The 19622-nt window shown below is 72.7% G+C and carries 19 protein-coding genes; 6 read left to right on the forward strand and 13 right to left on the reverse strand.

From position 1 onward, the window contains the following. Positions 1–571: 571 nt before the first annotated feature. Positions 572–1399, reverse strand: a complete 828-nt coding sequence (locus FDP22_RS00690; RefSeq protein WP_138577252.1) for an LOG family protein — start codon at positions 1397–1399, stop codon at positions 572–574. 104 nt (positions 1400–1503) lie between these two features. Here FDP22_RS00690 and dapD point away from each other — a divergent pair, with 104 nt between their 5' ends. The 3 genes from dapD to dapE all read left to right on the forward strand — a co-directional run bounded on the left by dapD (position 1504) and on the right by dapE (position 4137). Further along, positions 1504–2334: a 2,3,4,5-tetrahydropyridine-2,6-dicarboxylate N-succinyltransferase gene (dapD, locus tag FDP22_RS00695; protein WP_138577250.1), complete on the forward strand. Its 831-nt coding sequence runs from the start codon at positions 1504–1506 to the stop codon at positions 2332–2334. Between the two features lie 96 nt (positions 2335–2430). Then, a complete protein-coding gene (locus FDP22_RS00700) occupies positions 2431–2760 on the forward strand; it encodes a hypothetical protein (protein ID WP_138577248.1) in 330 nt (109 codons plus the stop codon). A gap of 231 nt (positions 2761–2991) precedes the next feature. Beyond that, positions 2992–4137, forward strand: a complete 1146-nt coding sequence (dapE, locus tag FDP22_RS00705; RefSeq protein ID WP_138577246.1) for a succinyl-diaminopimelate desuccinylase — start codon at positions 2992–2994, stop codon at positions 4135–4137. Here the strand turns inward: dapE and FDP22_RS00710 are convergent. Next, positions 4122–4853, reverse strand: coding sequence for a cobalt-precorrin-6A reductase (locus tag FDP22_RS00710; protein ID WP_138577244.1), 732 nt, complete (start codon positions 4851–4853; stop codon positions 4122–4124). The two genes, dapE and FDP22_RS00710, sit on opposite strands and share 16 nt — an antisense overlap. A gap of 49 nt (positions 4854–4902) precedes the next feature. After that, positions 4903–5937, reverse strand: coding sequence for a cobalt-precorrin-5B (C(1))-methyltransferase (locus FDP22_RS00715; protein ID WP_138577242.1), 1035 nt, complete (start codon positions 5935–5937; stop codon positions 4903–4905). A 78-nt stretch (positions 5938–6015) separates the two neighbouring features. Between FDP22_RS00715 and cobA the strand changes: the two genes are divergently transcribed. After that, positions 6016–6876, forward strand: a complete 861-nt coding sequence (cobA, locus tag FDP22_RS00720) for a uroporphyrinogen-III C-methyltransferase (protein ID WP_138577240.1) — start codon at positions 6016–6018, stop codon at positions 6874–6876. Next, positions 6873–8180: a cobyrinic acid a,c-diamide synthase CobB gene (locus FDP22_RS00725; protein WP_138577238.1), complete on the forward strand. Its 1308-nt coding sequence runs from the start codon at positions 6873–6875 to the stop codon at positions 8178–8180. Before cobA ends, FDP22_RS00725 begins: the two co-directional genes overlap by 4 nt. Positions 8181–8507: 327 nt before the next feature. Here the strand turns inward: FDP22_RS00725 and FDP22_RS00730 are convergent, their stop codons facing one another. Next, positions 8508–9266: a hypothetical protein gene (locus FDP22_RS00730; RefSeq protein WP_138577236.1), complete on the reverse strand. Its 759-nt coding sequence runs from the start codon at positions 9264–9266 to the stop codon at positions 8508–8510. 449 nt (positions 9267–9715) lie between these two features. On the opposite strand from FDP22_RS00730, the gene FDP22_RS00735 reads away from it, so the two are divergent. Continuing rightward, a complete protein-coding gene (locus tag FDP22_RS00735; protein ID WP_170317534.1) occupies positions 9716–11161 on the forward strand; it encodes a type II CAAX endopeptidase family protein in 1446 nt (481 codons plus the stop codon). A 4-nt stretch (positions 11162–11165) separates the two neighbouring features. On the opposite strand, the gene FDP22_RS00740 is transcribed toward FDP22_RS00735, so the two are convergent. The 9 genes from FDP22_RS00740 to FDP22_RS00780 form a co-directional block, all read right to left on the reverse strand. Beyond that, positions 11166–11678 carry a gluconokinase gene (locus FDP22_RS00740; protein ID WP_239031831.1) on the reverse strand — a complete coding sequence of 171 codons (513 nt, stop codon included), beginning with the start codon at positions 11676–11678 and terminating at the stop codon, positions 11166–11168. Further along, complete coding sequence (locus FDP22_RS00745) at positions 11665–12423, reverse strand: SDR family oxidoreductase (protein ID WP_138577232.1); 759 nt, start codon at positions 12421–12423, stop codon at positions 11665–11667. Before FDP22_RS00745 ends, FDP22_RS00740 begins: the two co-directional genes overlap by 14 nt. Before the next feature lie 310 nt (positions 12424–12733). Further along, the gene (locus tag FDP22_RS00750) at positions 12734–13156 is read right to left on the reverse strand and encodes an organic hydroperoxide resistance protein (protein WP_138577230.1); all 423 of its coding nucleotides are present in this window, start codon (positions 13154–13156) and stop codon (positions 12734–12736) included. A gap of 151 nt (positions 13157–13307) precedes the next feature. Beyond that, positions 13308–14342, reverse strand: coding sequence for an ABC transporter substrate-binding protein (locus FDP22_RS00755; RefSeq protein WP_138577228.1), 1035 nt, complete (start codon positions 14340–14342; stop codon positions 13308–13310). Positions 14343–14371: 29 nt separating this feature from the next. Beyond that, complete coding sequence (locus FDP22_RS00760) at positions 14372–15175, reverse strand: ABC transporter permease (protein ID WP_138577226.1); 804 nt, start codon at positions 15173–15175, stop codon at positions 14372–14374. Further along, positions 15168–16100, reverse strand: a complete 933-nt coding sequence (locus FDP22_RS00765; RefSeq protein WP_138577224.1) for an ABC transporter permease — start codon at positions 16098–16100, stop codon at positions 15168–15170. The genes FDP22_RS00760 and FDP22_RS00765 overlap by 8 nt, the downstream gene beginning before the upstream one ends. Beyond that, positions 16100–17212, reverse strand: coding sequence for an ABC transporter ATP-binding protein (locus tag FDP22_RS00770; RefSeq protein WP_138577222.1), 1113 nt, complete (start codon positions 17210–17212; stop codon positions 16100–16102). Before FDP22_RS00770 ends, FDP22_RS00765 begins: the two co-directional genes overlap by 1 nt. Before the next feature lie 98 nt (positions 17213–17310). Next, positions 17311–18768 (reverse strand): amidase, encoded by a 1458-nt coding sequence (locus FDP22_RS00775; protein WP_138577220.1) that lies wholly within the window; start codon positions 18766–18768, stop codon positions 17311–17313. Beyond that, positions 18768–19538, reverse strand: a complete 771-nt coding sequence (locus tag FDP22_RS00780; RefSeq protein ID WP_138577218.1) for an ABC transporter permease — start codon at positions 19536–19538, stop codon at positions 18768–18770. The genes FDP22_RS00775 and FDP22_RS00780 overlap by 1 nt, the downstream gene beginning before the upstream one ends. Positions 19539–19622 lie beyond the last annotated feature (84 nt).

Here is a 19622-nt window from a genome sequence, read left to right on the forward strand (position 1 = left end):
TCACAAACCACAGCCGGCACAGGACACCCGGGAGGACTTGGCGGCTGCGCCGCGGCGCGGCGCCGGCCAGCAGACCGCTGTCCGCCCCGCCTCCGAAGGCATGGCCCCCCTGGGCGCAGGATCAGGATGCGCGGCGAAGGCGGCATGTGGGCCGGGGCCCCGTCCGCACATGGCTCTCCGTCGGGGCCCCCGGTTCCGCGCCGCGTCCCCCGGGCCCGATCCGCGCGCCCCTTGCCGCGCTCGGGTCATCCCCTGCGCCGCGCTGCCTGCGCCGCCTGGCGGGCGGAGGGCCGCACGGCCCTTCGCCGCGCCCGCCGAGCTGCGGGGGCCGACAGGCCCCCTCGGCGAGGCGGGCGCCTCTCCGCCCGTGCGGCCGGGCGCACCACCGGGGCCTGGCTTCAGCCCCGCGCGGCGGACGGGCCCGGCTCCGCGCGGGGGGCGGGTGAGGTTCCGTGCGAGGCCCGGAACAGCGCGCGCAAGGTCAGGGCGCGCCGGGCAATCGCGTCAGGCGGCGGTTGCCTCAGGCAGCAGTGCCGGCGGTCACGTCGGGCAGCGGTATCGGGCGGTCAGGTCAGGCGGCGGCATCGGGCGCGGGGCGGACGATCTCCCAGGCCTCCTCGGCGGTTTCCACGAAGTGGAACAGGGCAAGGTCCTCGCGCGAGATGGTGCCCGAGTCCGCCAGCGCCTCCCAGTTCACGATGCTCTCCCAGAAGCTGCGGCCGAAGAGCAGGATGGGCAGCGGCTCCATGCGCCCGGTCTGCACCAGGGTGAGGGTCTCGAACAGTTCGTCCAGCGTGCCGAAGCCGCCGGGGAACACCGCAACCGCCTGGGCGCGCAGCAGGAAGTGCATCTTGCGGATGCCGAAATAGTGGAAGTTGAAGCTCAGCTCCGGGGTGACGTGGCGGTTCGGCGCCTGCTCGTGCGGCAGCACGATGCCGAGGCCGATGGAGACGCCCCCCGCCTCCTCCGCCCCGAGGTTCCCGGCCTCCATCACGCCAGGGCCGCCGCCCGTCACCACCACGTAGGTGCCGTCGGCGCGGCGCAGGTTCTCCGCGGTGCACAGGCGGGCGAAGCGCCGGGCTTCGCCGTAGAACCGCGACAGGGCGCCCAGAACGGGGGTGCGCGCGCCCTCGGGCCGCGCGGGGATGCGCGCGCCGCCGAACATCACCACGGTGCCGGTGATGCCATGCTCCTGCAGGGTGAGCTCGGGCTTGAGCAGCTCCAGTTGCAGGCGCACCGGGCGCAGGTCCTCCCGGGCGAGGAAATCGCCGTCGCGGAAGGCGAGGCGGTAGGAGGGCGAGCGGGTCTGCGGGGTGTCCTCCACCCGGCCCGCGCGGCGCAGGTCCTCGCCCGCGGTGGGAAGATGGCCGTGTCCTCGGTGTGCCCCGCCGTCACTCATGATGCGCTCCTCGCGTGCTCTCGCCTGCCCCCGGCAATTGCGCCGGAGCAGGAACCGCACTATAGCGGGCCGCAGGATACGACCAGTTAAAAAGGACCGCCGCGATGGAATACGCCGATCTGGAACGGGCGATCGAAGCCGCCTGGGACACGCGCGAGAAGATCAACCCCGCCACGAAGGGCGAGGCTCGCGAAGCGGTCGAGAGCACGCTCTCCGCGCTGGACAAGGGCGCGCTGCGCGTGGCCGAGCGCGGCGCCGACGGCACCTGGGTGGTGAACCAGTGGGCGAAGAAGGCGGTGCTGCTCGGCTTCCGCCTGAACGACATGGTCACCATTCCCGGCGGTCCGGCCGGCGCCACCTGGTGGGACAAGGTCGCCTCCAAGTTCGAGGGCTGGGGCGACAACCAGTGGCGCGACGCGGGCTTCCGCGCCGTGCCCGGCGCCATCGTGCGGCATTCCGCGCACATCGCCCCGGGCGTGGTGCTGATGCCCTCCTTCGTGAACCTCGGCGCCTACGTCGATTCGGGCACGATGGTCGACACCTGGGCCACCGTGGGCTCCTGCGCGCAGATCGGGCGCAACGTGCACCTTTCCGGCGGCGTGGGCATCGGCGGCGTGCTGGAGCCGCTGCAGGCCGGCCCGGTGATCATCGAGGACAATTGCTTCATCGGCGCGCGCTCCGAGGTGGTCGAGGGCTGCATCGTGCGCGAGGGCTCGGTGCTGGGCATGGGCGTGTTCCTGGGCCAGTCCACCAAGATCGTCGACCGCGAGAGCGGGAAGGTCTTCTACGGCGAGGTGCCGCCCTATTCCGTGGTCGTCGCCGGCTCCATGCCCTCCGACAAGGGCGGGCCGAACCTCTACTGCGCGGTGATCGTGAAGCGGGTGGACGAGCGCACCCGCTCCAAGACCTCGATCAACGAGCTGCTGCGCGACTGATCGCGCCGGGCCCGGGCGGAAGACATCTCCGCCCGGGCCCGGCCTGCCCCCCGCCCGGGGGCCCTCCCCCCCGCCATCCGCTCCCGGAGAGCCACGATGCCCAAGCCCGACAGCCGCCAGAAGGTCTACACCCTGCTCGTCGAGGTGGGCCGCAGCAAGGACGACGGCCTGCCCGACGGCTCCACCGGCGCGGCGCTGATGTGCTATGCCACCGGCATAGACGAGGCCGAGGCCGTCCGCGAAACCGTGAACGTGCTGCGCCAGGCCGACCTCTCGCCGCTCGAAGTGTCCGGCTACGGCACGCTGGACGAGCGCCTGGAGGAAGGCCATGACATCCCCGACGAGGAGCGCGCCCTGATGGACCGCGCCCTGGACGAGAATGCCGTGATCATCGCCCAGATGACCCCCTTCTACGACGAACCCTGAGCCCCGAAGGCGGCAGCGCCGCCGGCCCGGCCCTGTCCCCTTCCGCGCCGCTCCGTACCGCTCCGTGCCGCACCGTGCCGTACCCTGCCGCTCCGCACCGGAGCCGTACCGCGCCGCGCCGTGCCGTACCGCGCGCGTCCCCGCTCCGGGCGCGCGCCTGGCGGGTCTTGTGCCCTGCCCGGAAACGGGGCAGGAACGGAGCCGTTCCGCATCTTCACCGCCCGAGGCCCCATGCCCATCGATCCCGTCCGCCTGACCGCCGATCTCATCCGCTGCCCGTCCGTGACGCCCGAGGAGGACGGCGCGCTGGTGTTGCTGGAGGAGGTGCTCACCCGGAGCGGGTTCAGCTGCACCCGGGTGGACCGCGGCGGCGTGTCGAACCTGTTCGCGCGCTGGGGCGCGGCGGGCCACCCGCGCAGCTTCGGCTTCAACGGGCATACGGACGTGGTGCCGGTCGGCAACGCGGCGGACTGGGCGGAGGACCCGTTCGGCGGGGTGGAGAAGGACGGCCGCGTCTGGGGTCGCGGCGCCTGCGACATGAAATCCGGCGTCGCCGCCTTCGTGGCCGCCGCGGCGGATTTCGTGGCCGAGACACCGCCGGACGGCGCCGTCATCCTCACCATCACCGGCGACGAGGAAGGCCCGGGCCGCGACGGCACCCGCGCCCTGCTGGACTGGATGTCCGGGCAGGGCGAACGCATGACCCATTGCCTGGTCGGCGAGCCCACCTGCCCGGAGCGCATGGGCGAGATGATGAAGATCGGCCGGCGCGGCTCGATGACCTGCTTCTTCACCGCCACCGGCGTTCAGGGCCATTCCGCCTACCCGCACCGGGCGAAGAACCCCCTGCCCGCGCTGGCGAAACTGGTCGACCGGCTGGCCAGCCACCGGCTCGACACCGGCACGGAGCATTTCGACGCCTCCACCCTGGCCGTCACCACCATCGACACCGGCAACACCGCGACCAACGTCATTCCCGCCCGCTCCCGCGCCACGGTCAACATCCGCTTCAACGACGCCCACAGCTCCGCCAGCCTGTCGGACTGGCTGCGCGCGGAAGCCGCCGCGGTCGCCGCGGAAACCGGCATCGCGATCGAGGCGCGCATCGAGGTCTCCGGCGAGAGCTTCCTCACCCCGCCGGGCCTGCTCTCGGACCTGATCGGCGCGGCGGCGGAAGAGGTCACCGGCCTGCGCCCGGTGCTCTCCACCTCCGGCGGCACGTCGGATGCCCGCTTCATCAAGGACCATTGCCCAGTGACCGAGTTCGGCCTCGTCGGCCAGAGCATGCACCAGACCGACGAACATGCCGAGGTCGCGCAGATCCGCCAGCTCAAGTCCATCTACGGCCGCATCCTGGCCGGCTATTTCGCCGACTGAGCCGCCAGCCAGCCGAGGGCCTCCGCCACCGTCTCCACCCGTGCGCGCCCGGCTGCGGGCGCCGGCGGCGGCGGCCGGTCGACCATCACCACCGTCACCCCCAGCGCGGCGGCGGCATCGAGCTTCTCGCGCGCGCCGCCGGAATTCCGGCTCACCAGCAGCCCGATGCGGTGCGCCTCCATCAGCCGCCGCTCGGCCGCGGCAGTGAAGGGCGGGCGGCCGGTCACCCGCAGGCCCTGCGCCAGCGGGAACGGCCCGTCCTCGGCGCCCCGGGCGAGGAACCAGCAGTCCGCCCGCCCGGCAAAGGCCGCGAGGCTCTGCGCCCCGGTGCTCAGGAACACCCGGGCGCGCACGGGCAGCGCCGCGGCCGCCGCGGCGAGATCGGGAACCCGCAGCCAGCCCGGCTCCGGCGGCCAGCCCGGCCGCTCCAGCCGCAGAAGCGCCCGGCCGGTCTGCTCCGCCGCGCGGACCGCATGGGCGGAGATGCGTGCGGCGAACGGGTGCGTGGCATCGACGAGCGCGTGAAATCCCTCCGCCTCCAGCAGCGCCGCCAGCCCCTGCGCGCCGCCGAACCCGCCCACCCGCTGCCGCCCCGCCAGCGACGCCGGCCGCGCCGTGAGCCCGGCCAGCGACACCGTCACGTCATGCCCCGCCGTCACCGCCGCCGCCGCGAAGCCCCGCGCCTCCGCCGTGCCGGCCAGAACCAGGAGCTTCACCGGGCGGGCCCGGGCGCGGGGGCGCGGGCCGGGGGGCGCGCGGCCGTGCTCATGCCCGGCCCACCACCGTTCCGGCCCGGTCGATCACCACCGTGTCCACGACGATGCCGCTGCCGCCCAGCAGAGCCTCCACCCGCCCGCGGGCCGCGGTGGCCACGGCCTCGCCCAGCGCCGGGCCCACGCGCTCCAGCGCCTCCAGCGCGGTGTTCGCCCCCTCGAGCGGCTGGCCGGCCAGCCGCCCCAGCGCCACCATGTCAACCTGCGAGCGGCCCGAGTGCAGGTCCACCGCGCCCTGCGCGAGCTTGGCCATCTTGCCGATGCCGCCGCCGATGGTGAGCCGCGGCACCGGGTGCCGGGCGAGGTATTTCAGCAGCCCGCCGGCGAAATCCCCCATGTCGAGCATCGCGTGCTCCGGCAGCCCGTGCAGCCCCTGCACCACCCGCTCCGAAGTCGCCCCGGTGCAGCCCGCGACATGCTCCAGCCCGGCCGCCCGCGCCACGTCGATGCCCCGGTGGATGGAGGCGATCCAGGCGGCGCAGGAGAAGGGCCGCACGATGCCGGTGGTGCCCAGCACCGAAAGCCCGCCGACGATCCCCAGCCGGGGGTTCCAGGTTTTCGCGGCCAGCGCCGCGCCGCCGGGAATGGACAGGGTGATCTCCACGTCGCGGCCCGGGGCATCGGCCAGCACCACGCCGGTCATCATCCCGCGGGGGACCGGGTTGATCGCGGGTTCGCCCACCGCCACGGGCAGGCCCGGGCGGGTGACCCTGCCCACCCCCTCGCCGGCGCGGAAGGTGACGCCGCTGCCCGGCGGGCCGAAGCGCAGCCGGGCGCGGATCAGCGCGCCATGGGTGACGTCCGGGTCGTCGCCCGCGTCCTTCACCACGCCGGCCTCGGCCCAGCCTGGGCCCTCCGCGGTCTCGGCCAGGGCGAAGGCCGGGGTCTCGCCGCGCGGCAGGGTGATGGTGACCGGGCTCGCGAAGCCGCGCCCCAGCAATGCGCCCAGGGCCGCCCGCGTGGCGGCCGTGGCGCAGGCGCCGGTGGTCCAGCCCCGGCGCAATTCCCCTTGCGGCTTGCGTGTCATGGCGGCGACTATAGGCGCAAGCCCGGCGGTGCGCCAACGGGCCTTTCACGGTGCGAAACTGGCAGCTATGAAGGCAGTATGAACAGATCCCCCATCTCCCTGCCGCGCAATGCGGAGTGGCCCGAACTGCTGCCCGGCTGGGTGTGGCTCGTCGGCGCCGGACCCGGCGATCCGGGCCTGATGACCATCCATGCGCTCAACGCCCTGCGCCAGGCGGAGGTGGTGGTCTATGACGCGCTGGTCGACGAGCGCATCCTGGACTGGGCCGGCCCGGGAGCGGAGCTGATCTTCGCCGGGAAGCGCGGTGGGAAACCCTCCGCGAAACAGCGCGACATCTCTCTGTCGCTGGTGGAACTGGCCCGCGCCGGGCGCCGGGTGCTGCGGCTGAAGGGGGGGGACCCCTTCGTGTTCGGCCGGGGCGGCGAGGAGGCGCAGACCCTGGTGCAGCACGGCGTGCCGGTGCGCATCGTGCCGGGGATCTCGGCGGGAATCGGCGGGCTGGCCTATGCCGGCATCCCCGTCACCCACCGCGACGTGAACCAGGCGGTCACCTTCCTCACCGGCCATGACCAGAGCGGCGAGGCCCCCACCTCGCTGGACTGGGACGCCATCGCGCGCGGCAGCCAGGTGGTGGTGATGTACATGGCGATGAAACACCTCGGGGCCATCGCCGCGCGGTTCATCGCCGCCGGCCGCGCCGCGGACGAGCCGGTCGCCATCGTCACCCGCGCCACGTCGCCGGACCAGGAGGTGCTGGAGACCACCCTCGGGCGGGCCGCCGCCGATGCCGCAGCCGCGGGCGTGGTGCCGCCGGCGATCATCTGCATCGGCCGCGCGGTGCTGCTGCGCCAGGCGCTGGACTGGATGGGCCAGATGGCCGGCGAGGCGCCGCGCTCGACCGATCCGCTCGGCCGCGGGCGCCCGGCCGAGCAGGCGTGAGCCCGGCCCGCGGCCTGGTCATCGCCGCCCCGGCCTCGGGCAGCGGCAAGACCACGCTCACCCTGGGCCTGCTGCGCGCCCTGGCCCGGGCCGGCCGCGCCGTGCGCTCGGCCAAGAGCGGGCCGGACTACATCGACCCCGCCTTCCACGCCGCCGCCACCGGCGCGGCCTGCGTCTCGCTGGACGCCTGGGCGATGCGCCCGGCGCGGCTGCGCGCCCTCGCGGCGCGGCAGGGTGGCGAGATCCTGGTGGTCGAGGGCGCGATGGGCCTGTTCGACGGCGCCCCGCCGGAGGGGCGCGGCTCCACCGCCGATCTCGCGCAGGCGCTCGGCCTGCCGGTGCTGCTGGTGGTCGACGCCGCGCGGCAGGGACAGTCGGTGGCAGCGCTGGTGGAGGGCTTCGCCCGGCACCGCCCGGGCCTCGCCCTGGCCGGGGTGGTGCTGAACCGGGTGGGCTCTGCCCGGCATGAGCGCCTGCTGCGCGGCGCGCTGGGGCAGACCGGGGTTCCGGTGCTCGGCGCCGTGCCGCGTCTCACCGAGCTGGACCTGCCCTCGCGGCACCTCGGCCTCGTGCAGGCCGGGGAGCATCCGGCGCTGGAGGCCTTTCTCGACCGCGCGGCGGACCGGGTGTCCGCGGCGCTGGACCTGCCCGCGCTGCTGGCCGCCGCCCGGCCGCTGCACCCTGCCCTCCCCGGCCGGGCGCCGCGTGGCCATCCGCCCCCCGGCCAGCGCGTGGCGCTCGCGCGCGATGCGGCCTTCGCCTTCGCCTACCCGCATCAGCTGGCGGACTGGCACGCCGCCGGGGCGGAGATCCTGCCCTTCTCGCCGCTGGCCGACGAGGCCCCCGCCGCCGGGGCGGACGCGATCTTCCTGCCCGGCGGCTATCCGGAGCTGCACGCCGGCCGGCTGGCCGCCGCGGCCCGGTTTCGCGACGGGCTGCACCGCGCCGCCCGCGCCGGCACCCGGATCGAGGGCGAATGCGGCGGCTACATGGTGCTGGGCGACGGGCTGGAGGATGCCGGCGGCGCACGCCACGCCATGCTCGGCCTGCTGCGGCTGGAGACCAGCTTCGCCCGCCCGCGCCTGCACCTGGGATACCGCCGCCTGCTGCCCCGCGACGGCGCTCCGCGCCCCGGCCCGCAGCTGGGCCACGAGTTCCACTACGCCAGCACCACGCGCGCCGAAGGCGCCGCCCTCTATGACGCGGAGGATGCCGAGGGCCAGGCGCTCGGGCCCGCCGGGCTGGTGAACGGCAGCGTCTCCGGCTCCTTCGCGCATGTGATCGACCGGGAGACGGAGGGCTGACCGCCCCGCGCCCCCGACAGGCGCGGCAGGCGGCGGTGGGCCGGAAGACATGCACGGGCGGGGTACCCGCGGGGGCCCGGCCCCCCGCGCCAATCCGGATGCAGCCTCTCCGGCCCGGCCCCGGGCCGATCCGGATGCGGGCCCTCACCCGCCGGTGGCGCCAGTGCGAACGTGATCGTCGGGGAGGCAGCGGCCCCGGCCGGATACCGTGTCGGCGGGGCGCGGAGCCGTTCTCGCCATGAGACCATGCGCACCACCGTGTGCCCCGGAGGGCACGGATCGGGGAGGCGCGCGGCGCCGGGGGGCCGGCGCCCGGCCCCGGGGCGGTCAGCGGTCCGCGGGGTCGGCCGGGGCCGCGGGCGGCGTGGCCGGGGCGGGCCCGGGCCGGGCTTCCTGAGTCGTGGCGACGGCGAGGCCGCCTGCGAGCAGCTCCGGCTTGTTCGCCTCGCGCAGCCCGGCGATGAAGCGGCGCAGCAGCGCGAGCATCTGGCGGTCCTCGGCCGGGCGGTCGCGGAAGGTGCTCACCGACACGCTCACCATCCGGTCGTTCAGTTCGAGGAAGGCGCGCCAGAAATGCGGCGCGGAGATCGGGATCACCTGCTCGCCGCTGTTCTCCACCAGCAGCAGCAACGCGTCGTTCTCGCGGTAGGATTCGAGGATCTTCAGCCGCTCCGCCGCGCCGCCGCGCCCGACCAGCGACAACCCGCGGTCGGAGCCGAGGAACTCCTCCAGCGCGTCGAGCGAATCGTCGTGGGACTCGGTGGGGTGGAACAGCGGCGCATAGGAGACCGAGGCGGTGAGCAGCCCGGCCGGCGCCCGGTCGTCCGCGTCCTCGGCGCTGGCGTCGGGCGTGCACTCGCCCATCAGGCTGAACACGACCTTCTCCCCGGTGCGCACCGAATCGCGCATCACGCAGTACCCTTCCGGCGGCACGATGCTCACCGAACGCCCGTCGGCGCTCACGAGAACCTCGCTGCGCGTGGCACGCCGCACCTGCATGCCGGAATCCACCGAGACGGCGGGCGGGGAGCAGGCGGCGAGAGCGGCGGCAAGCAGGATCCCCGGAGCCAGAGTACGGCCAAACATCAATTTCCTCCCGATAGGGTCAGGGCATTCGCGGATGGCCGGGCCGCCGGGGAGGCGCGCGCAGTCGGGATCTCGGGCCAGTGCCGGCCCGGCCGGCGCGCGGACACCCGTGGCGTTCCGTGGCCTGCCCCGGGGTCGCGGCCGCGCCCCGGATCCCGTCCGCATGCCCGACCCGCAAGCGTCTTGCGGGCGGCACCGGTCGCGGCAGGTCTATGCGAGCGGGCCAGCGAGCACAAGCCGCAAGCTCCCCCGCTGACGGCAACTTGACTGCGCCCGGCCCTGCCGCGACAGTGGAGCCCCGGGCACAGGGCCGGCCCCGCGCACCGACCGCCCGCCCCGCACCCTGCCGGGCACCTGCCGGACGGGGGCTCCTCCGCCGGACCGGGCATCCACCGCTTGCGAACGCCCCGGCCCCGGGCGCGCGCCCCCACCTTGTTGCGGATCTGCCGATGACTGCTGTCTCCGCGCGCCAGGCGCGCCGCTTTCCCGGGCTTGAGGGGTTCATCCGCCCCGCCCTGCCCCGCTCCGGCCCGTGGCGCAGCCTTGGCGCCACATGTCTGCTTGCCGCCGGGCTCCTGGCCTGCAGCGCGGCGAGCGGGGTGCTGGCCGTCGTGCTCACCGGGGCGGAGCTCCGCGACGGCGGGCGGCTGGGCCCGCTCGCGCAACTGTGCCTGCTGGCGGGGTTCCTGCTCACCTGGCCGGTGCTCTGGGGCGTGATGCGGCTGTTCCACCGGCGCGGCCCCTCCACCCTGCTCGGGCCGGCGCCGCTGGTTCCGGCCTACCTGCGCGGCATGGCGGTGATGGCGGCCTTCGCCCTGACGGGCATCTGCATCGCCCTCCTCTCCATCGGCGCGCCGCAGGCGGGCCCCGGCGCGTCCCCGGGCATGGCGGCGGCCGTCCTGCTGCTGCTCCTGGTGCAGACCGCCTCCGAAGAGCTGGTGTTCAGGGGCTACCTGCTCCAGCAACTCGCCGTGCGCTGGCGCAACCCGCTGGGCTGGGCGCTGCTGCCCTCGGTGCTGTTCGGCCTGATGCACTACACCCCCTCCGTACCGGCGGACGCCGCACTCATGGCGATGATCCGAACCGGCGGGCTCGGGCTGCTGCTGGCCCTGGTGACCGCACGCACGGGCACGCTGGGCGCGGCGATGGGCATTCACTTCGTCAACAATGTCATGGCGATGCTGGTGGTGGGAAGCGCGGAGTCGCAGCTGGGCCTAACCCTGTGGCAATGGCCGCCGATGTCCTTCGGGCTGCTCGACTTCGTGGTGATGCCGCTGTGGCTGGGCGTGCTGGGCCTGGCCTGCTGGAAGCTGCTGCCGGTGCCGACGCCGCAGGCAGCACCCGCCCGGCCCGGGGCGCCTTCCACCGGCACCGCTGCCGGGCACCCCCTTCCGCCGGAGGGGCAGGCACCGGCCGGCGCGGCGGACACGCCCGTTCCGTGGGAAGAGGACACGCCTGCCGCCGGGCCCTGTGAGGCGACGGCGCACCTGCCCCCGGCGCCGGAGACCGGCAGGGCCGGGCGGCGGCCGGAGGGCGGTATCGTCCCGGATCCGGATCTGCCCGCCCGCCAGCCGGGGACAGGCATCGCGACGGATCCAGGCCCCTCTGCCCGCCAGCCGGAGGGCGGCATCGCCCCGGATCCAGATCCGTCCACCCGGCGGCCGGAGGGCGGCATCGCGGATCCGGGCCTGCCCGCCCGCCAGCCGGAGGCAGGCGTCACGCCGGGCGGAAAGGCCCACGGGCTGGCGCCCGGAGGGCCCGGCGCGGCGCAGGCCGGGGCCCCTGCAACGCCGGAGGCAGGCAGGGCTGACGGAAGGCCCGCGGCTGTCACGCCGGAGGCGGAGACGCCCGCCCGGTGGCCCGCGGCCGGGGAGGAGCGGACGCCGGGGGGCTGAGGCGTCAGCCCTGCGGGAAGGCGGCGAGCAGCGTGGCGCGCACCTCGTCCTTCGGCGGCTCGGTGTCGATGGTCACCACGTTCTCGTCCGCCTGTGGCGCCTCGAGCGTGGCGAACTGGCTCTCGACCAGCGAGGCCGGCATGTAATGCCCCTTGCGGTGCCCGACGCGCGAGAAGATCACCTCCTTGGAGGCGGTGAGGTGCACGAAGCACATCGGCTCGCCCGCCGCGCTGCGCAGCCGGTCTCGGTAGACCCGGCGCAGCGCGGAGCAGGCCACGATCACCGGGCCCTCGCGGCTGGCCATCTCGTTGCCGAGAATGTCGAGCCAGGGCCAGCGGTCCTCGTCGGTGAGCGGGATGCCATGCGCCATCTTCTCGACATTGGCCTCCGGGTGGAAATCGTCGCCGTCAAGGAAGACGCCGCCCAGGTGCTCGGCCAGGTTCTCCCCGGCCGTGGACTTGCCGCAGCCGGAGACACCCATCACGATCACCAGCCGTTTCGGTTCAAAGTGAGACACTGATACCCCCGTCCACAAACAGCGTGTGCCCGTTCACGAAGGACGAACCGGGGCCGGCGAGGAACACGCAGGCGGCCTGCAGTTCCTCCACCTCGCCCCAGCGCCCCGCCGGGGTGCGCTTGCCCAGCCAGGCGGTGAACTCCGGGTCGTCGACCAGCGCCTGGTTCAGCGGCGTGGCGAAGTAGCCCGGGGCGATGGCGTTGACCTGCAGCCCGTGCCGGGCCCAGTCCGTCGCCATGCCCTTGGTGAGGTTGCCCACCGCGCCCTTGGTGGCGGTGTAGGGCGCGATGGAGGGCCGCGCGAGGGCGGTCTGCACCGAGGCGATGTTGATGATCTTGCCGGCGCCGCGGCCGATCATGTGGCGCGCGCAGGCCTGGCCGGCGTTGAACACCGAGGAGATGTTCGCGCTCAGCAGCCGCTCGAAATCGGCGGAGGAGAACTCCTCCAGCGGGCCGCGGATCTGGATGCCGGCGTTGTTCACCAGGATGTCGATCGGGCCGGTTCCGGCCTCGAACCCGTCCACCGCGGCGCGCACGGCGGCATGGTCGGTCACGTCGAAGGCGAGGGTCAGCGCGCCGGGAATCGTGGCGGCGGCGGCGGAGAGCTTCGCCGCGTCACGGCCGTTCAGGATCGGGGTCGCCCCCGCGTCGGCAAGCCCGCGCGCCAGCGCGAGGCCGATCCCCTGGCTCGATCCGGTGACGAGGGCACGCTTGCCGGTGAGGTCGAAAAGCGGGTTTGGGGGCATGCGGTCTTCTCCGTATCGATCGGGGTCAGCGTCCGGCTCTGCATCCGGGCCGGGCGGGGTTTCACGGGGTGCCGGGCTGGGCCGGTCCCGGGTCGGGCGACACACTGGCCCATCGGCCCGGCAGGGGCAAGCCCAACCCCCGGGGGAACCGCGCGGCGCGGGAGGGCGGCTGCCAGTGCCGCCCCGCCCGGCGCCGGAACGGGCCCGTGCCGGGGGATCGGGCGGCCCCCTTCCCCCGGACAGCCGGCAGCCTGCGCCCGGGGAGGGGCAGGCACGCAGGCGCGGCGGGAAAGGGGGGTGTGGCGGCGGCTCAGAGAACGTTCAGCCGCACCGGCGTCTCGTTCAGCAGGGCGTAGCTGTAGGGGCACACGGCATGCGCCTCCTCCACCAGGTCCTCGGCTTGGTCCTTGTTCATCCCGGGAATGTCGATGCCCAGCGACACCTCCAGCCCGAAGCCCGGGCCCTCGTCACGCGGACCGATGCCCACGGTGGCGGTCACGGTGGTGGTGTCGGGCAGCTTCACCTTGGCCTTGGAGGCCACGTTCTTCAGCGCGCTGAGGAAACAGGCCGCATAGCCGGCAGCGAAGAGCTGCTCCGGATTGGTCCCGCTTGCACCGTCGCCGCCCAGTTCCGCCGGCATGGCGAGCGTCACGTCCAGGGCGCCGTCCCCGGATCTCGCCTGCCCGGTGCGGCCACCCGTGGCCGTTGCGCGCGTGGTGTATAGAACCTTCATCTCTCTCTCCATTTCCGTGCCGCCCGCGGGGAGGCAGCCCGGTCGATCTAGTGCTCCGAGCGGGCCGCGCCAAGAGCACGCGCCGTCACCGGGCACCGGGAGAGAGCCTGGGAAAGCGGGCCGCCGCACCCTCGCGCGGCGGCCCGGACGGTCATTTCTGCAGTTCGGTCCAGATCGCGGTGTAGAACTTCTGCGCGGTGGAGGGGCAGGTCGGCAGGAAGGTGCCGGCGGCCTTGAACTCCTCGGGCACGTTCACTTCCGGCGCGGTCTTCATGTCCTCGGGCATGAACTCCTCGGAGCCGGTGATGCCGTTCGCGTAGCCGGCGAAGGCGGAGATCATCGCGGCGTTCTCCGGCTCCATGATGAAGTTCATGAACAGCTTCGCGTTCTCGACGTTCTTCGCGTCCGTCAGGATGGCCACGGAATCCATCCAGATCGGGTAGCCTTCCTTCGGATAGCCGTAGACCACGTCCGGGTTGTTCTTGCGGATGCGGAACGAGGAGCCGGACCAGTTCACGCTGGCCATCACGTCATTGGCGGCCATCTTGTCGGTCATGCCGTAGTCCATCGACATCCACTTGGGCTTCGCGGCCACCAGCAGGTCACGCACCTTCTTCAGCAGTTCCTTGTCCTCGGTGCAGGCCTTGCCGCCGGCGTACATGATGGCCATCGACATCACGTCGTTCATCTCCGGCACCACATTCACCTTGCCGATCAGTTCCTCCGGCGGGTCCATGAAGATGGCGGAGGTGTTCACGTCGCCGCTGTAGGCCGAGGTGTTCACCGAAACGCCGGTGGTGCCCCACTGCCAGGGCACGGTGTAGTGGCGGCCCGGGTCCCAGGCCACGTCCACCCACTCCGGCGCCACGTTCTTGAAGTTCTCCATCTCGTCCGGGCGGGCCTCCATCAGCAGGCCCTTCTCCACGAAGATCGGCACGTAGTTGGCCGAGGGCACCACGATGTCGAACCCGTGGCCGCCGGCCTCGATCTTGGTGAGCGCGGTGGTGTTGGAATCGTAATCGGTGACGGTGACGTCGATGTCGTACTGCTTCTCGAACTTCTCGATCAGCTCCGGGCTGGTGTAGTTGCCCCAGTTGTAGATCTGCAGTTCGCCCTCGGCATGGGCGATGCCGGCACTGGCCAGCAGCGTGGCCGTGAGCAGCGTGGCGCGGGTGGTGGTTTTCATCGGAAGACTCCCTGTTGGTTTACCCGTGTTCAGTTGCGTTTGCGGTTGAGGAAGAAGAACGCCGTGAGCAGCAGCACCGTGAGGGCCAGAAGCGCGGTGGAGATGGCGTTCACTTCGGGGGAGATGGCGCGGCGCAGCTGCCCCAGCATGTAGGTGGGCAGCGTGTCCTGCCCGGCGGATTTCACGAATTCGGTGATCACCACGTCATCGAGCGAGATCACGAAGGCCAGCATCGCCCCCGCCACGATGCCCGGCGCCATCAGCGGCAGGGTGATGTGGCGGAAGGTGGCGAAGGGCGTGGCGTAGAGGTCGGCCGCCGCGCGCTCCAGGCTCAGGTCCATGCCCTCCAGCCGCGCCCGGATGGGCAGGTAGGCGAAGGGCACGCAGAAGGCCGCATGCGCCGCGATCAGATAGGCGAGCCCGGTGTAGCCGGTGGCCACCTTGATCATGGCGAAGAAGATCAGCAGCGCCACGGCGGTGACGATCTCCGGCACCATGAGCGGCTGGTTGATCAGCGTGTAGATGGTCATCCGCCCCGGGAAGGGCCCGGTGCGGGTGGTGCCCAGCGCCGCCAGCGTGGCGAGCACGGTGCCGATGCCCGCGGCACAGGCCGCGACCACCAGCGAGCGGATCGCCGCCTCCTGCACCGCGATGTTCTCCCAGGCTGCCTGGTACCAGCGCAGCGACACCCCCTCCCACAGCGCCACCGAGGAGCCGGCGTTGAAGGAGTAGACCACCAGCGTCACGATGGGCGCATAGAGGATCACGAAGCAGGTGATGGCGATGGCCGCCATGCCCGGCAGGCGGCGTACCTCGAACGTGCGGTCAGCCATGCGGGTCCTCCCGGTTTGCGGCGCGCACGTAGAACACGAGCGCCCCGGCCACGATGATCAGCAGGGTGATGGAGAGCGCGGCGCCCAGCGGCCAGTTGCGGCCCTGGCCGAACTGCAGCTCGATGAGGTTGCCCAGCATCATGTTGTTGCCGCCGCCCAGCACGCGCGGCGTGACATAGGCGCCCAGCGAGGGCACGAAGACGAGGATGGAGCCCGCCACGATGCCCGGTTTCACGATGGGCAGCACGATGAGGCGCAGGATGTCGAAGCGCGAGGCGTAAAGGTCGTATCCCGCCTCCACCAGCCTGAAGTCGAACCGCTCCATGGAGGCGTAGATCGGCAGCACCATCAGCGGCAGGTAGACATAGGCCATGCCCATGAGCACCGAGCCGTAGGTGTAGAGCATCTGCAACGGCTGGTCGATGATCCCGAGGTTCAGCAGCACCGTGTTCACGATGCCCTCGTTGCGGATCACCTCCATGATGGCGAAGGTGCGGATCAGCAGGTTGGTCCAGAACGGGATGGTGATGAGGAACAGCCACAACGGGCGCTGCTTCTCCGGCCGGGTGGCGATGAAATAGGCCGTGGGAAAGCCGAAGATCAGCGTGATCAGCGTGGTGAGCAGCGACAGCGACACCGAGCGCCAGAAGATCGACAGGTGCGCCTCCGCGAGGCTCACCGTGTCATCGAAGATGTCGCGGCTGAAGAGCACCTCGAACCAGCCCTCGCCCGTCACCTTCCACACCACGCCGGAATACTCCCCCGGCGCGACGAAGGAATAGGCCAGCACGATCAGCAGCGGCCCGAAGGCAGCGAAGGTGAGCAGGATGAGCGCGGGCGCGGAGAGCAGCCAGCTCGCCCGGATGCGGGCGCGCCGCGCGGCCTGCTCCTCCGGTGAGCGGGTGCGGAGAGCGGGGCGCGCCATCAGTCGCGCAGCGCCTGGAGCGCGTCGGCCTGCGGGCGGGCGCCGACCGGCTCGCCCACGCGGAAGGCGTGCTCCGCCGTGCGGGCGTTCTGCACCCGGGCGATCAGCGGCGTGCCGTCGGTGAGCGCGATGTGGAAATGCGTGTCGGTGCCGAAATAGACCGTGTCCTTCAGCACGCCCTGCAGCGCGCCGGCGGCGCCCGGCGCCTCCAGCCGCAGCTGCTCGGGGCGCAGCGCCATGGTGAGGGCGGGGCCCGTTACCCCCTCGGGCAGCGCGGTGGACATCTCCACCCCGCAGACCGAGAGCCGCGGCCGCGGGCCGGTGGTGGAGAGCACCTGCGCGGGCAGGAAATTGGTGTCGCCGATGAAGCTCGCCACGAAGCGGTTCGCCGGGCGGTCGTAGATCTCGCGCGGGCCGCCCACCTGCAGCACCCTGCCCTCCGACATCACCGCGATGCGGTCGGACATGGTGAGGGCCTCCTCCTGGTCATGGGTGACGAAGATGAAGGTGATGCCGGTCTCGCCCTGCAGGCGCTTCAGCTCGATCTGCATCTCCTTGCGCAGCTTGAGGTCCAGCGCGGAGAGCGGCTCGTCGAGCAGCAGCACCTTCGGGCGCGGCGCCAGCGCGCGGGCCAGCGCCACGCGCTGCTGCTGGCCGCCGGAGATGTTCGCCGTGCGCCGGTCCTTCAGGTGCTCCATCTTCACCAGGCGCAGCATGGCGTCCACCGTCCCGGCCACCTCCGCCTTCGGCTTGCCCAGCCGCTGCAGCCCGAAGGCGATGTTCTGCGCCACGCTCAGGTGCGGGAACAGCGCGTAGGACTGGAACACCGTGTTCACCGGCCGCTTGTAGGGCGGCAGGTTGGAGATGTTCTTGCCCTCCAGCAGGATGTGCCCGGCGGAGGGCTGCTCGAACCCCGCGATCAGCCGCAGGAGCGTGGTCTTGCCGCAGCCCGAGGGCCCCAGCAGCGTGAAGAACTCGTTCTCCCGGATGTTCAGCGAGACGGCGTCGAGCGCCTGGAAGGCCTCGTCCCCGTCTCCGAAGATCTTCGTCACCCGGCGGGCCTCGATGGCCGGCAGCCGGGAGGTCGTGTCGTTCGGCGCTGGAGCCTGCATGTGTCACCCTCGTTCCGGGCCCGGGCGCGGGAGCCGCCCGGGCTTGGTCTTCCCTCGTCGAACGCCCCGCTCCCGGGGGCGCGGCCGTGCCTCCTCCCTCAGGGCTGGTAGCGGTTGGCGGCCGGGGGCCGGCGGTGAAACCACGGCCGTGCCGCCTCGAGCTCGGCGCAGAGCGTCATCAGCAGCGTGTCCTCGCCGAAGGGCGCGGCGAGATGCACCCCCACCGGCAGGCCGTCCTCCGTCCAGTGCAGCGGCAGCGAGGCGGCGGGCTGGCCCGTGGCGTTGAACGCCGCGGTGAAGGGCGAATAGTGGAAGACGCCCTGCGGCCCGCCCCGGTACGCGGCGAAATCTTCCGAGCTGTGGCGGAAGCGGCCCACCTCGGCCGGCGGCTCGGCCAGCGTGGCGGTGAGCAGCACGTCGTGCACGGCGAAGAACTGCGCCATCTCGCGGCCGTAATCATGAACGGCCTCCACCGCGGCCAGATAATCCGGCCCGGTGAGGTCCGCCGCCCAGGCCAGCGCGCCGCGCGCCACCGGCTCGATGTCGTCCTCGCGCAGGGAGCGGCCGCGCTTGGCCAGCGCCTCGCGGATCCACAGCGCCGTGCCGCAGCCCACGATCACCGTCCAGGCCTTCATCATGCGCTCCGTGCTCGCCTGCGGGCGCGCCTCCTCCACATGGTGGCCGAGGGTTTCCATCAGCTTCGCGGTCTCGGCCACGGCGGCGGCGCACTCCGGGTGGATGGGCTCACCGGTGAGCGTGGTGGTGCAGACCGCCACGCGCAGCCGCCCGGAGGGGCGGGAGAGCGCATCCATGAAGCTGCCCTTCAGCGGCGGCGCCATGTAGGGCGCGCCGAGGTCGGGGCCCGAGCAGGCGTCCAGCAGCGCCGCGGTGTCGCGCACCGAGCGGGTGAGGAAGCCGTCCATGGCCATGCCGGCCCAGCCCTCGCCGGAGAAGGGCCCGTCCGGCAGGCGCGCGCGGGTGGCCTTGAAGCCGAAGAGCCCGCAGTTGGAGGCGGGGATGCGCACCGAGCCGCCGCCGTCCGAGCCATGCGCCATCGGCACGATGCCGGCGGCCACCGCCGCCGCCGCGCCGCCCGACGAGCCGCCGGAGGTGTGGTCATGGCTCCAGGGGCTGCGCGTCGGCGCGCCGTAGACGGCCGCCTCCGTCACCGGGCCCACGCCCCCTTCGGGCGAGGTGGTGCGCCCGAAGGTCACCAGGCCCGTGGCCTTCAACCGCGTGTAGATCTCGCTGTCACCGGGATAGACCGTGTCCGCCAGCAGGCGCGAGCCGTTGTGGGCCGGGAAGTCCACCGCCTCGGCGCCGAGATCCTTCAGCAGGAAGGGCACGCCGGCGAAGCTGCCCTCCGGCAGCCCGTCGCCGATGTGGCGGCGCGCGGTCTCCGGCCTGAGCTGGGTGAGGCAGTTGAGGGCGGGGTTGAGCGCCTCGGCCCGCGCCAGTGCCTCGTCGAGCAGCTCGTCGGGCGTGACCTGCCCCGCGGCGACCAGCGCGGCAAGGCCGAGCCCGTCATGATCTTCGTAAGCCTGTGAAATGGACATCAGCGATTGAATCCGGATCTCTGTGCCCAGCCGGTCATGCGTTTTTCCAGCAGGGCCATCAGCGCGTACATGCCGATACCCTCCACCGCGAGGGCGATGAGACAGGCGAAGACCAGGGGCACTTCAAAATTCGCCTGCGCTGTCAACATCATGTGCCCCAGACCGGCATTTGCCGCAACCGTCTCGGAGAGAACCGAGCCGATGAAGGCCAGCGTGATCGCCACCTTCAGCGAGCCGAAAAAGTAGGGCAGCGAGCGCGGGATGCCCACCTTGGTCATGATGTCGAGCTTCTTCGCGCCGAGGGCGCGCAACACATCCTCCATCTCCGGCTCGATGGTGGCAAGGCCGGTGGCCACATTCACCACGATGGGGAAGAAGGAAATCAGGAAGGCGGTGAGCACGGCCGGCACCCAGCCGGTGCCGAACCACAGCACCAGGATCGGCACCACCGCCACCTTGGGGATGGAGTTGAATCCGATCATCAGCGGGTAGAGCCCGGCGTAGATTCGCCGGTCCCAGCCGATGAACAGCCCCAGCGCCAGCCCGAAGCCGATGGCAAGGCCGAAGCCCGCCGCCGTGGTCCACAGTGTCTGGAGCGAGTTGCGCCACAGCCCGCCGGCGAATTCCCCCGCCGCATAGGCCACGGCCGTGGGCGCGGGCAGGATGTAGTAGGGCACGCCCAGCGCCCGCACCGCGATCTCCCAGATCGCGAAGAAGCCGATGGTGCACACCCAGGGGGCGGCCTTCACCCAGTCGATACGCGCGGTCATGCCCCGCCCTCCCCGTCATCGCCATGGGCCCAGAGCCGAGCGGGCCGGCGCGAGCGGTTGTGCGGCGCGAGCGGCTGCGGCCGG

It is taken from the genome of Paroceanicella profunda, assembly GCF_005887635.2.
Lineage (GTDB): Bacteria > Pseudomonadota > Alphaproteobacteria > Rhodobacterales > Rhodobacteraceae > Paroceanicella > Paroceanicella profunda.

Excerpts from the sequence above, each read along its gene's own strand:
- FDP22_RS00690 (WP_138577252.1), bottom strand. The coding sequence starts at position 1,399 with ATGAGTGACGGCGGGGCACACCGAGGACACGGCCATCTTCCCACCGCG.
- dapD (WP_138577250.1), top strand. The coding sequence starts at position 1,504 with ATGGAATACGCCGATCTGGAACGGGCGATCGAAGCCGCCTGGGACACG.
- FDP22_RS00700 (WP_138577248.1), top strand. The coding sequence starts at position 2,431 with ATGCCCAAGCCCGACAGCCGCCAGAAGGTCTACACCCTGCTCGTCGAG.
- dapE (WP_138577246.1), top strand. The coding sequence starts at position 2,992 with ATGCCCATCGATCCCGTCCGCCTGACCGCCGATCTCATCCGCTGCCCG.
- FDP22_RS00715 (WP_138577242.1), bottom strand. The coding sequence starts at position 5,937 with ATGACACGCAAGCCGCAAGGGGAATTGCGCCGGGGCTGGACCACCGGC.
- cobA (WP_138577240.1), top strand. The coding sequence starts at position 6,016 with ATGAACAGATCCCCCATCTCCCTGCCGCGCAATGCGGAGTGGCCCGAA.
- FDP22_RS00730 (WP_138577236.1), bottom strand. The coding sequence starts at position 9,266 with ATGTTTGGCCGTACTCTGGCTCCGGGGATCCTGCTTGCCGCCGCTCTC.
- FDP22_RS00735 (WP_170317534.1), top strand. The coding sequence starts at position 9,716 with ATGACTGCTGTCTCCGCGCGCCAGGCGCGCCGCTTTCCCGGGCTTGAG.
- FDP22_RS00745 (WP_138577232.1), bottom strand. The coding sequence starts at position 12,423 with ATGCCCCCAAACCCGCTTTTCGACCTCACCGGCAAGCGTGCCCTCGTC.
- FDP22_RS00750 (WP_138577230.1), bottom strand. The coding sequence starts at position 13,156 with ATGAAGGTTCTATACACCACGCGCGCAACGGCCACGGGTGGCCGCACC.
- FDP22_RS00755 (WP_138577228.1), bottom strand. The coding sequence starts at position 14,342 with ATGAAAACCACCACCCGCGCCACGCTGCTCACGGCCACGCTGCTGGCC.
- FDP22_RS00760 (WP_138577226.1), bottom strand. The coding sequence starts at position 15,175 with ATGGCTGACCGCACGTTCGAGGTACGCCGCCTGCCGGGCATGGCGGCC.
- FDP22_RS00765 (WP_138577224.1), bottom strand. The coding sequence starts at position 16,100 with ATGGCGCGCCCCGCTCTCCGCACCCGCTCACCGGAGGAGCAGGCCGCG.
- FDP22_RS00770 (WP_138577222.1), bottom strand. The coding sequence starts at position 17,212 with ATGCAGGCTCCAGCGCCGAACGACACGACCTCCCGGCTGCCGGCCATC.
- FDP22_RS00775 (WP_138577220.1), bottom strand. The coding sequence starts at position 18,768 with ATGTCCATTTCACAGGCTTACGAAGATCATGACGGGCTCGGCCTTGCC.
- FDP22_RS00780 (WP_138577218.1), bottom strand. The coding sequence starts at position 19,538 with ATGACCGCGCGTATCGACTGGGTGAAGGCCGCCCCCTGGGTGTGCACC.